Source organism: Actinomyces sp. Marseille-P3109 (assembly GCF_900323545.1).
GTDB lineage: Bacteria > Actinomycetota > Actinomycetes > Actinomycetales > Actinomycetaceae > Actinomyces.
In genome coordinates this window covers 1,279,514-1,291,691 of sequence record NZ_OOHN01000008.1, presented here as the reverse complement: position 1 = coordinate 1,291,691, position 12,178 = coordinate 1,279,514, and the positions used below count along the sequence as shown (strand labels likewise).

Annotated in this window: 10 protein-coding genes; 9 read left to right on the top strand and 1 reads right to left on the bottom strand. The window is 69.7% G+C overall.

All coding sequences use genetic code 11. The annotated features are described in order from the left end of the window. Positions 1-67: 67 nt before the first annotated feature. From pheS to BQ8008_RS05815, 9 genes are all read left to right on the top strand, one after another. Positions 68-1,153, top strand: a complete 1,086-nt coding sequence (gene pheS / locus BQ8008_RS05855; protein ID WP_108833198.1) for a phenylalanine--tRNA ligase subunit alpha — start codon at positions 68-70, stop codon at positions 1,151-1,153. Between the two features lies 1 nt (position 1,154). Then, positions 1,155-3,812, top strand: coding sequence for a phenylalanine--tRNA ligase subunit beta (pheT, locus tag BQ8008_RS05850; protein WP_108833197.1), 2,658 nt, complete (start codon positions 1,155-1,157; stop codon positions 3,810-3,812). 123 nt (positions 3,813-3,935) lie between these two features. Beyond that, positions 3,936-4,454 (top strand): flavodoxin domain-containing protein, encoded by a 519-nt coding sequence (locus tag BQ8008_RS05845; protein WP_108833196.1) that lies wholly within the window; start codon positions 3,936-3,938, stop codon positions 4,452-4,454. Between the two features lie 92 nt (positions 4,455-4,546). Further along, positions 4,547-5,656 carry an N-acetyl-gamma-glutamyl-phosphate reductase gene (argC, locus tag BQ8008_RS05840; RefSeq protein ID WP_108833195.1) on the top strand — a complete coding sequence of 370 codons (1,110 nt, stop codon included), beginning with the start codon at positions 4,547-4,549 and terminating at the stop codon, positions 5,654-5,656. After that, on the top strand, positions 5,653-6,849 hold the full coding sequence (gene argJ, locus BQ8008_RS05835) for a bifunctional glutamate N-acetyltransferase/amino-acid acetyltransferase ArgJ (RefSeq protein ID WP_108833194.1): 1,197 nt from the start codon (positions 5,653-5,655) through the stop codon (positions 6,847-6,849). The genes argC and argJ overlap by 4 nt, the downstream gene beginning before the upstream one ends. Further along, positions 6,846-7,772 (top strand): acetylglutamate kinase, encoded by a 927-nt coding sequence (gene argB / locus BQ8008_RS05830; protein WP_108833193.1) that lies wholly within the window; start codon positions 6,846-6,848, stop codon positions 7,770-7,772. Before argJ ends, argB begins: the two co-directional genes overlap by 4 nt. Beyond that, positions 7,769-9,064, top strand: a complete 1,296-nt coding sequence (locus tag BQ8008_RS05825) for an acetylornithine transaminase (protein ID WP_108833192.1) — start codon at positions 7,769-7,771, stop codon at positions 9,062-9,064. Before argB ends, BQ8008_RS05825 begins: the two co-directional genes overlap by 4 nt. Next, the gene (locus BQ8008_RS05820; protein ID WP_108833191.1) at positions 9,061-9,645 is read left to right on the top strand and encodes an arginine repressor; all 585 of its coding nucleotides are present in this window, start codon (positions 9,061-9,063) and stop codon (positions 9,643-9,645) included. The genes BQ8008_RS05825 and BQ8008_RS05820 overlap by 4 nt, the downstream gene beginning before the upstream one ends. A 79-nt stretch (positions 9,646-9,724) precedes the next feature. Next, entirely contained in the window at positions 9,725-10,948 is a 1,224-nt protein-coding gene (locus tag BQ8008_RS05815) for an argininosuccinate synthase (RefSeq protein WP_108833190.1), read from the top strand. A gap of 211 nt (positions 10,949-11,159) precedes the next feature. Here BQ8008_RS05815 and BQ8008_RS05810 read toward each other — a convergent pair whose 3' ends face one another. Continuing rightward, positions 11,160-12,038, bottom strand: a complete 879-nt coding sequence (locus BQ8008_RS05810) for a formate/nitrite transporter family protein (protein WP_108833189.1) — start codon at positions 12,036-12,038, stop codon at positions 11,160-11,162. Positions 12,039-12,178 lie beyond the last annotated feature (140 nt).

The window sequence follows — 12,178 nt, the reverse complement described above, 5'->3', positions numbered from 1 at the left end:
CTTGCGACGGCGCAGACTACCCTTGAGGACGGAGAACCACGGACACACCTGGTGGAAGGCACCGCATATGACTGACGCTCCCGGCGCGCTCTCGCCCCTGGACGAGGCCGGCATCAGCACCGCCGTCGAGGAGGCCCTGGCCGCCTTCGCCGCAGCCGGCAGCCTCGCCGAGCTCAAGGAGGCCCGCCTGGCCCACACCGGCGACGCCTCGCCCCTGACTCTGGCCAACCGGCTCATCGGCACCCTGGACAAGGCGGACAAGCCCACCGCCGGCAGGCTCCTGGGCGGCGCTCGTGGGCGCATCAACAATGCCCTGGCCGCCAGGCAGGAGGCCCTCGAGGCCGCCGCCGAGGAGGAGATGCTGCGCACCGAGGCCGTCGACGTCACCGTCCCCACCTCGCGGGCCGTATCCGGCGCGCGCCACCCCCTGGATGTCCTCGTTGACGAGGTCAGCGACTTCTTCACCTCCATGGGCTGGACCATCGCCGAGGGGCCGGAGGTGGAGCACGAGTGGTTCGACTTCGACGCCCTCAACTTCGACGCAGACCACCCCGCCCGCCAGATGCAGGACACCTTCTACGTCGACGGCGCCAGCGTCGGGGCCGCCGAGGGGCAGACGGCCAATCTCGTGCTGCGCACCCACACCTCCCCGGTCCAGGCCCGCGTCATGCTCGATCGGCAGCCACCGATCTACGTGGCCTGCCCCGGCAAGGTCTTCCGCTCCGACGAGCTCGACGCCACCCACACCCCCGTCTTCCACCAGGTCGAGGGCCTGGCCGTGGACAAGGGCCTGACCATGGCGCACCTCAAGGGCGTCCTCGACCACTTCGCCAAGGCCATGTTCGGCCCTGAGGCGCGCACCCGCCTGCGCCCCTCCTTCTTCCCCTTCACCGAGCCCAGCGCCGAGATGGACCTGTGGTTCCCCTTCAAGAAGGGCGGCGCCGGCTGGATCGAGTGGGGAGGCTGCGGCATGGTCAACCCCAACGTGCTCACCGCCTGCGGCATCGACCCCGAGGTCTACACGGGCTTCGCCTTCGGCATGGGACTGGAGCGCACCCTCATGCTGCGCCACGGAATCGCCGACATGCACGACATCGTCGAGGGCGACATCCGCTTCTCCCAGCAGTTCGGCACCACCGGAAAGGGAAACTGACATGCCCTACGTCCCCATCGAATGGCTGCGCGAGCACGTCGACGTCCCCGCCGGTCTGAGCGCCGAGCAGCTCGCCGCCGACCTCGTCCGGGTGGGGCTGGAGGAGGAGCGCATCGTTCCCCCGGCCGTCACCGGCCCGCTCGTTGTCGGCAAGGTCCTCACCCGTGAGGCCAAGGAGCAGACCAACGGCAAGGTCATCAACTACTGCCGCGTCGACGTCGGCCCCGAGCACAACGACGCCCCCGGCACCGGCAAGGAGCCCTCCGAGCTGCCCAGCCGCGGCATCGTCTGCGGCGCCCACAACTTCGACGTCGGTGACTCCGTTGTGGTCTGCCTGCCCGGCGCCGTCCTGCCCGGCGACTTCCGCATCGCAGCGCGCAAGACCTACGGCCACGTCTCCGACGGCATGATCTGCTCCGCCCGCGAGCTGGGCATCGGCGAGGATCACTCCGGCATCATCGTGCTCGAGCAGTGGCTGGCCGAGCACGGCCATGACGGCGAGGAGCCTCCCGCCCCCGGAACCGATGCCATCGGCATCCTCGGTCTGGGGGAGGAGGTCCTGGAGATCAACGTGACCCCGGACCGCGGCTACTGCTTCTCCATGCGCGGCGTTGCCCGCGAGTACTCCCACTCCACCGGCGCCCGTTTCACCGACCCCGCCGACGCCACCGACACGGGGCTCTACCCCAACGGGTTGGCGCCCGCCGGTGACGGCGGCTTCGACGTCGTTGTCCCCGAGGACCCCCGCCCCATCCACGGGCGCCCCGGCTGCGACCGCTACGTCGCCCGCCTCGTGCGCGGCATCGACCCGTCCGCCCCGTCCCCGACCTGGATGCAGGACCGTCTCACCGCCGCCGGCATGCGGCCCATCTCCCTGGCCGTCGACGTCACCAACTACGTCATGCTCGACCTGGGCCAGCCGCTGCACGCCTTCGACGCCGGCAAGCTCGCCGCCCCCATCGTCGTGCGACGCGCTCAGGAGGGCGAGCGTCTCACCTTCCTCGACGACGTCACTCGCACCCTCGACCCCGAGGACCTGGTCATCTCCGACTCCCCGGAGGGAGAGGGCTCGCGAGCGCTGGTCCTGGCGGGAGTCTTCGGCGGCGCCCTCAGCGAGGTTGACGTCGACACCCGCGACGTCCTCATCGAGGCCGCCCACTTCGACCCCGTCTCCGTGGCCCGCTCCTCCCGGCGCCACAAGCTGCCCACCGAGTCATCCAAGCGCAACGAGCGCGGCGTGGACACCGAGCTGGCGCCCATCGCCGCCCAGCGCGCCGTCGACCTGCTCGTCGAGTACGGCGGTGGTACCGCCGAGCCCGTGGCCACCGACGTCAATCGCACCAGGCCCCCTGAGCCCATCATCATGCGCTCGGACGCTGCCGAGCGCCTCACCGGTGTCGCCTACGGCACCGACCGCGTCACCGAGCTTCTCACCACCATCGGCTGCGCCGTGGAACGCAGCGGCTCCGCCGAGGACGGGACCCCGCTTCTGACCGTCACGCCGCCGACCTGGCGGCCGGACCTCACCGGGCCCGCCCATCTGGTCGAGGAGATCGCCCGCCTCGACGGCTACGACGCCATCCCGGTCATCGTGCCCACGGCCCCCGCCGGAACGGGGCTGAGCGCCGACCAGAGGGCCCGCCGCGACGTCGTGCGCGCCCTGGCCGACGCCGGACTCACCCAGGTCCTGTCCTACCCCTTCATCGGTGATGTCCACGACCTGCTCGAGATCCCCGATGCCGACCCCCGCCGCCAGAAGGTCCGCCTGGCCAACCCGCTGGCCGAGGACGCCCCCTACCTGCGCACCAGTGTCCTGGACTCCCTGGTGGAGGTCGCCCGGCGCAACATCTCCCGCGGCCTGACCGACGTGGCCGTCTTCGAGGTCGGGTCGGTCACCCATCCGGCAGGCACCGTCCCCGCGCCGATCCCCGGAACCGATCAGCGCCCCACCGACGCCGAGCAAGCTGCCCTCCGGGCCGGCATTCCCGCCCAGCCCACTCACGTCGGCGCTGTCATGGCCGGTGAGCACGAGCGCACCGGGGTCCTCGGGGCCGGCCGCCCCTGGGACTGGGCTGACGCTATCGAGGTGGTCCGCACGGTGGCCGCCGCGCTCGGGGTAGAGGTCGTGGTCTCCGCCCCCGAGCAGCCCTACGCCCCCTGGCACCCCGGTCGCACCGCGGAGATCCGCCTGCCCGGACGTCGCCGGGGCAAGGAGGTCGAGCCCGGGACGCTCGTCGCCCACGCCGGTGAGCTCCACCCGCGAGTGGCGCGCGCGCTCGGACTGCCCGAGCGCGCCTGCGCCGTCGAGATCGACCTCGACCCGTTGCTGGAGGCCGCACGCAACATTGGAGCGTTCCAGGTCAAGGCCGTCTCCACCTTCCCCGCCGCCAAGGAGGACATCGCCCTCGTCGTCGACGAGACCGTCACCGCCGCCCAGGTCGAGGACCTGGTCAGGCAGGCGGCGGGGGACCTGGCCGAGGAGGTCCGCCTCTTCGACGTCTTCCGCGGCTCTCAGCTCGGCGAGGGCAAGAAGTCACTGGCCGTCTCCCTGGTGCTGCGAGCCCCCGATCGCACGCTGACCGCCGAGGAGACCGCAGGCGTGCGCAAACGCGTGGTCAAGCGGGCCGCCAAGGTCCTGGGGGCCGAGCTGCGCAGCTGACCGCTCTCAAGGTCTGCCGATAGCCATGGTGTGACGCACACCATGGCTATCGGTGTCTCTTCGGTACCTTTGTCGGGCACCGGCTCCCAGACAGCGGGTGTGGTCTCCGCAATACTAGTCGCTATGAAGATCCTGCTTACCTCTTCCTCCCGGCACGGGTCCACCGACGAGGTGGCCGCGGTCATCGCTGAGCGGCTCCAAGCCGCGCAGATCGATGTTGAGACCAGGCGCCCCGAGGATGTCGATAGCGTTGACGGCTATGACGCCTTCATCCTGGGCAGTGCCGTCTACATGACCAAGTGGACTCCGGAGGCGGTCGACTTCACCAAGCGCTTCCACGACGCCCTCAAGGCCAGGCCCGTGTGGGCCTTCTCCGTGGGGCTCTCCGGCCTGCCGCAAGGAAAGGTCGCCGACCCGATGCGCATCGGTCCGGTCCTGCTGGCGATAGACCCGGAGGACCACATGACCTTCGCGGGCCGCTTCGACCCCTCCAGGCTCAGCCTGCGCGAGCGTTCCATCGCCAAGCTGGGGGGCGCCACCGAAGGCGACTACCGTGACTGGGACGAGGTGCGTCAGTGGGCCGATGCCATTGCCACATCCCTCTACGACGACACGCTCACCGCGCGCCGGGAGCACGGCTAACCGCCGCAGAGGAGAAGGGGAACGGCGGAGGAGAAAAATCACAGCAACCACTGGTGACTGTATTTCTATGCAGTTGGATGTATGGTTGCTGCATGACCTGGACAGTTGCTGTTGCTGGAGCCACCGGATATGCGGGCGGCGAGGTCCTGCGCCTGCTCGCCGCCCATCCCGAGCTGCGGATCGGCGCGCTCACCGCCGCCTCGTCCGCCGGAAGCCGTCTGGGTGACCACCACCCGCATCTGCTGTCCCTGGCCGACCGAATCGTCCAACCGACCGAGGCGGAGGTCCTCGCCGAGCACGACGTCGTCGTCCTGGCCCTGCCGCATGGAGCATCCGGCGCCATCACGGCGGCCCTCGAGAAGCTCGGATCCGCTGACGGCCCCACGCCTGTCCTCATCGACTGTGGGGCCGACCACCGCCTGACCAGCCAGCAGGCCTGGGAGACCTTCTACAGATCCGACTACGCCGGAGCCTGGACCTACGGAATGCCCGAGCTCCTGCACGCCGGTGAGACGTGCGCGCGTGCTCAGCGCACCGAGCTCGCCGCCACCAGGCGTATCGCCGTCCCCGGCTGCAACGTCACCGCCGTCACCCTGGCCCTCCAGCCCGGGATCGCAGCAGGACTCATCGCCGCCTCCCGGTTGACCGCGGTCCTGGCGGTCGGCTACTCCGGGGCAGGCAAGGCGCTCAAGCCCCATCTCACCGCCGCTGAGGCGCTGGGGTCGGCCCAGCCCTACGCGGTCGGCGGCACCCACCGCCACATCCCCGAGATCATCCAGAACCTGGAGATGGCCGGTGCCGCCGCCGGGTCGACGCGCCTGTCCTTCACCCCGGTCCTGGTCCCCATGAGCCGCGGCATTCTCGCCACCGTCACCGCCCCCATGACCTCGGCCCTGCGCGAGGCCGTGGACCCGGATGCCATGTTGCGGGCCGCCTGGGAGGACGCCTACGGGGCAGCCGGTCGCGGGGAGAGCCTCATCCACCTCCTACCGGAAGGCACATGGCCCACGACGGGCGCCGTCCTGGGCAGCGGGACCGCCACCGTCCAGGTCGCCATCGACCGTGGTGCGGATGCCGTGGTCGCCATGTGCGCCATCGACAACCTCGGCAAAGGCACCGCCAGCGCCGCCGTGCAGTCCCTCAACCTGGCCCTCGGCCTGGAGGAGAACACCGCCATCACCACCCAAGGAGTCGCACCGTGAGCGTGACCGCAGCCCGAGGCTTCCGGGCCTCCGGCGTACGCGCCGGCCTCAAGGCCTCCGGCAAGCCCGACCTCGCCCTCGTCGTCAACGACGGCCCGCTCGATACCGCCGCCGGAGTGTTCACCTCCAATCGCGTCGTCGCCGCACCGGTCGTCTGGTCACGCCGGCTCCTGGCCGGTCAGGAGGGTGGCCAGCCGGGCCACGCCCGCGCCGTCGTCCTCAACTCCGGCAGCGCCAACGCCTGCACTGGAGACCAAGGCATGCGCGACACCGAGGCCACCGCAGCCCGTGCCGCGGGGCTGCTGGGGACCGAGCCGGGCCAGGTCCTGGTCTGCTCCACCGGGGTCATCGGGGAGCGCATCGACATGCCCGTCCTCCTGGAGGGGATCGACGTCGCAGTCCTCGCCCTGGCCGGCACGCCCCGGGCCGGGGCCGACGCAGCCACCGCCATCATGACGACCGACACCGTCTCCAAGGAGGACGTCCTCACGGTCGGTACTGGCGAGAAGAGCTGGACCATCGGCGGCATGATCAAGGGCGTGGGCATGCTGGCCCCCAGCATGGCCACCATGCTCGCCGTCGTCACCACCGACGCCGTCCTCACCCCTCGGGAGGCGCAGGACGCCCTGGCATCTGTCGCGGCACGAACCGTCAACCGGATCAACTCCGACGGCTGCATGTCCACCAACGACACGGTTCTCCTGCTGGCCTCCGGAGCCTCCGGCGTCACACCCTCCCGAGCCGAGTTCGACGAGGCTCTGAACGAGGTGATGGGCAGGCTCGGACGGCGCCTCGTGGCCGATGCCGAGGGCGCCACCCACGACATCGCCATCACCGTCTCCGGCGCCGTCAGCGAGGCTGCCGCCGAGGCCGCGGCCCGCACGGTGAGCTCCTCCAACCTCCTCAAGTGCGCCGTCGCCGGAGCCGACCCCAACTGGGGACGCGTCCTGTCCCAGCTGGGAACCGTCTCCGAGGAGGTCTGCCCCTTCAACCCCGACGAGGTCGACGTGACCATCAACGGCGTCACGATCTTCCGCCACGGCGCCCCCGACCAGGACCGGGACACCGTGGACATGAGTCCGCGCGAGACCCGCATCGATATCGCCCTGTCAGCGGGCCAGGCCGAGGCCACCGTGTGGACCAACGACCTCACCCACGGATACGTCACCATCAACGCGGACTACACGACATGAACCGGACACCTCTCGACCCACAGACCAAGGCATCCGTCCTGCTGGAGGCCGTGCCGTGGCTGCGCACCTACAAGGGCGCCACCATGGTCATCAAGTACGGCGGCAACGCCATGGAGAACGACGACCTCAAACGCGCCTTCGCCCAGGACATCCTCTTCCTCCACCAGGTCGGGGTGCGCCCCGTCGTCGTCCACGGCGGTGGTCCCCAGATCAACGCCATGCTCAAACGACTGGGCATCAGCTCGGAGTTCCGCGGCGGCCTGCGCGTGACGACGCCCGAGGTCATGGACGTGGTCCGCATGGTCCTCACCGGCTCCGTGCAGCGCGAGCTCGTCTCCCTGCTCAACACCGACGGCTCCGCCGCCGTCGGTATCAGCGGTGAGGACGGCGGACTCCTGCGGGCCCGTCAGCGCCTGGCCACAGTGGACGGGCAAAGCGTCGACGTGGGCCTGGTCGGTGACGTCGTCGACGTCAGTCCGCAGCCCATCATCGACCTGCTCGACCAGGGCCGCATCCCCGTCATCTCCTCGGTCGCCCCGCTGGTGACGGACTCCGAGACCGTCCTGAACGTCAACGCCGACACAGCCGCCGCCGCGATCGCCGTGGCGCTCAAAGCCCGCACCCTACTCGTGCTCACCGACGTCGAGGGGCTCTACGCCGCCTGGCCCGACCGCGGCTCGCTGGTGCCCTTCATCAGCGCAGCCGCGCTCGAGGAGCTCCTGCCCACGCTCGAGTCCGGGATGATCCCCAAGATGGAGGCCTGCCTGCGGGCCGTCTACGGGGGAGTCGCGCAGGCCCACGTCGTCGACGGACGTCAGGCCCACAGCATGCTCCTGGAGATCGTCACCGACCAGGGCGTCGGCACCGTCATTCACCCCGGCGACGCCCCGATACCACCACTGAACGGAGGCAAGAGCCTATGACCACCCTGGCAGGATCCTCCTCGGGAGCGCAGGCTCCTACCACCACCGACAGCGCCGGCAGCACTGGTAGCACAGCCAATGCCGGCTGGTTGGCCCGTTACACCGAGGCCGTCATGAACACCTTCGGCACCCCCAGCCGGGTCCTGGTCCGTGGCCAGGGCGCCCAGGTCTGGGACGCCGACGGCAAGGAGTACACCGACCTCCTGGCCGGGATCGCTGTCAACTGCCTGGGCCACGCCCACCCCGCGATCGTCGAAGCCGTCACCGACCAGCTCGGCACCCTCGGCCACGTCTCGAACTTCTTCACCACCCCCGCCCAGGTCCGCCTCGCCGAGGAGCTCATCGCCCTCGCCTTCCCCGGCCGGAACGCCGGTGGCTCCCGCGTCTTCCTGGCCAACTCCGGGACCGAGGCCAATGAGGCCGCTTTCAAGATCGCCCGCCGGCACGGCGGCGGCAGCCGCCCTCGGGTGCTGGCTCTCCAGGACGCCTTCCACGGGCGGACCATGGGCGCCCTGGCCCTGACCCACAAGGCCGCCTACCGCGAGCCCTTCGAGCCGCTGCCCGGTGGGGTCGAGTTCATCCCGGCCGGCGACGTCGACGCACTGCGCAGTGCGCTGGGGCCCGACGTGGCGGCACTCATTGTTGAGCCCATCCAGGGTGAGGCCGGGGTCCGCGAGCTGCCCGCCGGGTACCTGGAGGCCGCCCGCGAGCTGACCGAGGCCGTCGGCGCCCTGCTCATCATCGATGAGGTCCAGTCCGGCATGGGACGTTCAGGCGCCTGGATGGCCCACCACCTGCTGGCCCCCGGGGTCGTCCCCGACGTCGTCACCCTCGCCAAGGGACTGGGCGGCGGCATTCCCATCGGCGCAGTCGTCGCCACCGGTGAGGCAGCGGCCGCCCTGGGACCCGGTCAGCACGGCACCACCTTCGGCGGCAACCCGGTGGCCTGCGCCGCCGCCCTGGCCGTCATCGACACGATCCGCGGTCAGGACCTGCTCGCGCGGGTCGAGCGGCTCGGCTCGGCCTGGGCCCAGGAGCTGGCGGCCGTCGACGGAGTCGACCAGGTGCGTGGTCGAGGCCTGCTGATCGGCGTCGGGCTGGCCGAGGGCCTCCCACCCGCCGGCGAGATCGCCGCCGCCTTGGCTGAACGCGGTTTCATCGTCAACGCGCCGCGTCCCGACACGATCCGTCTGGCACCGCCCTTCATCCTGTCCGACGACGACGCCCGGGCCTTCACCACCGCCTTGTCCGAGGCCCTCTCCCGAGCACTGTCCGAGGAAGTGAGCTCATGAGTGCCACCATCGAGGCCTCCCAACGCGACCGTGCGGCCGCGTCCCCACTGACCCCCGGGACCAAGACCGCCAGGCACGCCAGCATCATCCAGATCCTCTCCCGTGAGCGCATCCGCTCCCAGGCCCAGCTGCGCAAGGCCCTGGCTCAACGCGGCATCAGCACCACCCAGGCCACGCTCTCACGGGACCTGGTGGAGCTGCGGGCCACGAAGATCCGAGCCCCGGGCGGAGAGCTCATCTACTCGATGCCTGAGGCCGGGGCACCCGGACAGGTCCGTGCAGCCTTCACCGGGGCGGAGGAGACGGACGACTCCCTGCGCGCCCATACGACCCCGCGCCTGGCCCGCTGGTGCGCCGAGCTGCTCGTCACCGCCGAGTGGGCCGGCCCCCAGGTGGTCCTGCGTACCCCGGCCGGAGCCGCTCAGCTGCTCGCCGGAGCCGTCGACGACGCGATGATGCCCGGGGTCCTGGGCTGCATCGCCGGGGACGACACCGTCCTGGTCATCACCCGCAGCGGCCAGGTCGCCGCGGATGTGGCCGGGCATCTACTCGCGCTGGCCGATCCCTCAGCCCGAACCTGACTTCTCCCCACAACCTTTGGCACCTCAAGTCACCTCGGCACTGGCTCGCCAGTGTCACCACGAAGAGAAGAGAGATCCCATGAGCACCCACAAGGACCGTGTCGTCCTGGCTTACTCCGGAGGCCTGGACACGTCTGTCGCCATCGGCTGGATCGGCGAGGCCACCGGCCGAGAGGTCGTTGCCGTCGCCGTCAATGTCGGCCAGGGCGGCGAGGACCTTGAGGTGATCCGTCAGCGAGCTCTCGACTGCGGTGCCGTCGAGGCCTATGTGGCCGACGCACGAGATGAGTTCGCCAACGACTACTGCATGCCCGCCCTCAAGGCCAATGCCCTCTACGAGGGAACCTATCCGCTCGTCTCCGCGCTCTCCCGCCCCGTCATCGCCCGCCACCTGGTCAAGGCCGCCCGCGAGTTCGGCGCCCGCACTGTGGCGCACGGCTGCACCGGCAAGGGCAATGACCAGGTCCGCTTTGAGGTCTCGATCACCTCGATGGCCCCTGACATGGACTGCATCTCCCCGGTGCGCGACCTGGCGCTGACCCGCGACGTCGCCATCGACTACGCCGAGAAGCACAACCTGCCGATCGAGACCACCAAGCACAACCCGTTCTCCATCGACCAGAACGTCTGGGGGCGTGCCATCGAGACCGGCTTCCTGGAGGATCTGTGGAACGCCCCCACCAAGGACGTCTACGTCTACACCGATGACCCCGCCTACCCACCCCTGCCTGATGAGGTGACCATCACCTTCAAGGAGGGTATCCCGGTGGCTATCGACGGCCGTGATGTCACCCCGCTGGAGGCCATCCAGGAGCTCAACCGCAGGGCCGGGGCGCAGGGCGTGGGACGCATCGACACGGTGGAGGACCGGCTCGTGGGCATCAAGTCCCGCGAGATCTACGAGGCCCCTGGGGCAGTGACCCTCATCGAGGCGCATCAGGCGCTCGAGGCCGTCACCCTGGAGCGCATGCAGCGCCGCTACAAGCGGAGTATGGAGCAGACCTGGGCCGAGCTCGTCTACGAGGCGCAGTGGTACTCCCCGCTCAAGCGCTCCATGGATGCCTTCATCGAGGACACCCAGCGCTACGTCAGCGGCGACATCCGCATGGTCCTGCACGGCGGCCGGGCGACTGTCACGGGGCGCCGCTCCGAGACCAGCCTGTACGACTTCAACCTGGCCACCTACGACAGCGGAGACACCTTCGACCAGTCCTCCTCGCGAGGATTCATCGAGATCTACGGCATGCAGTCCAAGCTCGCCGCCGCCCGCGACGTGCGCGTCGGCAACGGCCAGGGATTCTGACCGAGTTGCGGCCAAGGGCCCACCGCCCCGTCATCGGTCGCCCGGGTAGCGCCCACTGCGGCCTGACGAACCGCGACGAGCCGGTTGCCTCCGCGATTGAGAGCGGAGGCGACCGGCTCGTTCGCGCCGGCCCTGCTGAGCCGATGGACTTGTTCGGTTGCTGGCCGGGAGGCGCCCACCTCGGTGCTCCCGGCGTTCCGGGTGTAGTCGGTTACTCGGCCTCCTGTGCCTCGTTCTTGTCCCTCCGGGGCTGGCGGCGCAGCCAGCGGGAGTCGTCGTTGGCGTAGGCGTAGTAGCCGCCGATAAGCAGACCGCCACCCACGAAGTTGCCCAGCAGCGCCACGGCCACGTTGCCCAGCGCCGGCAGGACGTCGATCCCGTGCGTCAGGCCGACGACGGTGAACAGGACCGTGTTGGCCACCGAGTGCTCGAAGCCGAGGAGGGCGAAGACGAACACGGCGATGATCATCGAGAAGATCTTGGACCAGTCCTCATGGATGAAACCGTTGTAGATGAGGAGCATCGCCAGGTTGATCATGAAGTTGCACAGGATCGCCCGCACGAAGAGATCCGCAACCCCCGAGGCCGATGACAGATAACCAAGCTTGGCCTCCACCGAGTGCAGGGCCTGCTCTCCGGTGGGTCCTTCCACGAGGGTGGAGAAGTGGTACATGACGGCGAAGACGAGCCCGCCCACGAAATTGCCGGACAGGCACATGACCAGCACTCTCAGGGTTCTCCACGCCGTGATGCGCTTGTAGTAGTAGCCGATGACCACCACCATCATGTTGCTGGTGAGCAGCTCGGACTTCGTGTAGTAGATGAAGACGAGGGCTGGGCCGAAGGCCAGGGCCCCGAGGATCTTTCCGACCCCTGCCAAGGAGGCCTCCCCGACGTGAAGACCGTCGAAGATGCCGACGATGGCGTAGTTCACGATGTAGAAGACCGCCACGATCATGCCGGCCATCGCCGCGCGCATGAGATAGCGGTGGGCGATCGCCCCGGTCATCCTGGTCTTGGTCTCCAGCGCCTCGAGTACGGTGGAGATGAACTGTTTGCCTGGGAAAAGGGCGTCTTGTTCGGCGGGCATGGCTCATCATGGCATGGCGGGCGAGCCCCAGGGCAGGCCCTTCTTCCTTCCCGTCGGTTGGTGTCCTCCGGCCCGCTCCCGCTCCTGTGCCTTCCTTCGGAAGCGTGGGGTGTTGTTGCCTGCGATCCGCCACGGGGCCC

Bases quoted from the DNA above. Each gene is read 5' to 3' on its own strand.
- pheS (WP_108833198.1), top strand. From the start codon at position 68: ATGACTGACGCTCCCGGCGCGCTCTCGCCCCTGGACGAGGCCGGCATC.
- pheT (WP_108833197.1), top strand. From the start codon at position 1,155: ATGCCCTACGTCCCCATCGAATGGCTGCGCGAGCACGTCGACGTCCCC.
- BQ8008_RS05845 (WP_108833196.1), top strand. From the start codon at position 3,936: ATGAAGATCCTGCTTACCTCTTCCTCCCGGCACGGGTCCACCGACGAG.
- argC (WP_108833195.1), top strand. From the start codon at position 4,547: ATGACCTGGACAGTTGCTGTTGCTGGAGCCACCGGATATGCGGGCGGC.
- argB (WP_108833193.1), top strand. From the start codon at position 6,846: ATGAACCGGACACCTCTCGACCCACAGACCAAGGCATCCGTCCTGCTG.
- BQ8008_RS05825 (WP_108833192.1), top strand. From the start codon at position 7,769: ATGACCACCCTGGCAGGATCCTCCTCGGGAGCGCAGGCTCCTACCACC.
- BQ8008_RS05820 (WP_108833191.1), top strand. From the start codon at position 9,061: ATGAGTGCCACCATCGAGGCCTCCCAACGCGACCGTGCGGCCGCGTCC.
- BQ8008_RS05815 (WP_108833190.1), top strand. From the start codon at position 9,725: ATGAGCACCCACAAGGACCGTGTCGTCCTGGCTTACTCCGGAGGCCTG.
- BQ8008_RS05810 (WP_108833189.1), bottom strand. From the start codon at position 12,038: ATGCCCGCCGAACAAGACGCCCTTTTCCCAGGCAAACAGTTCATCTCC.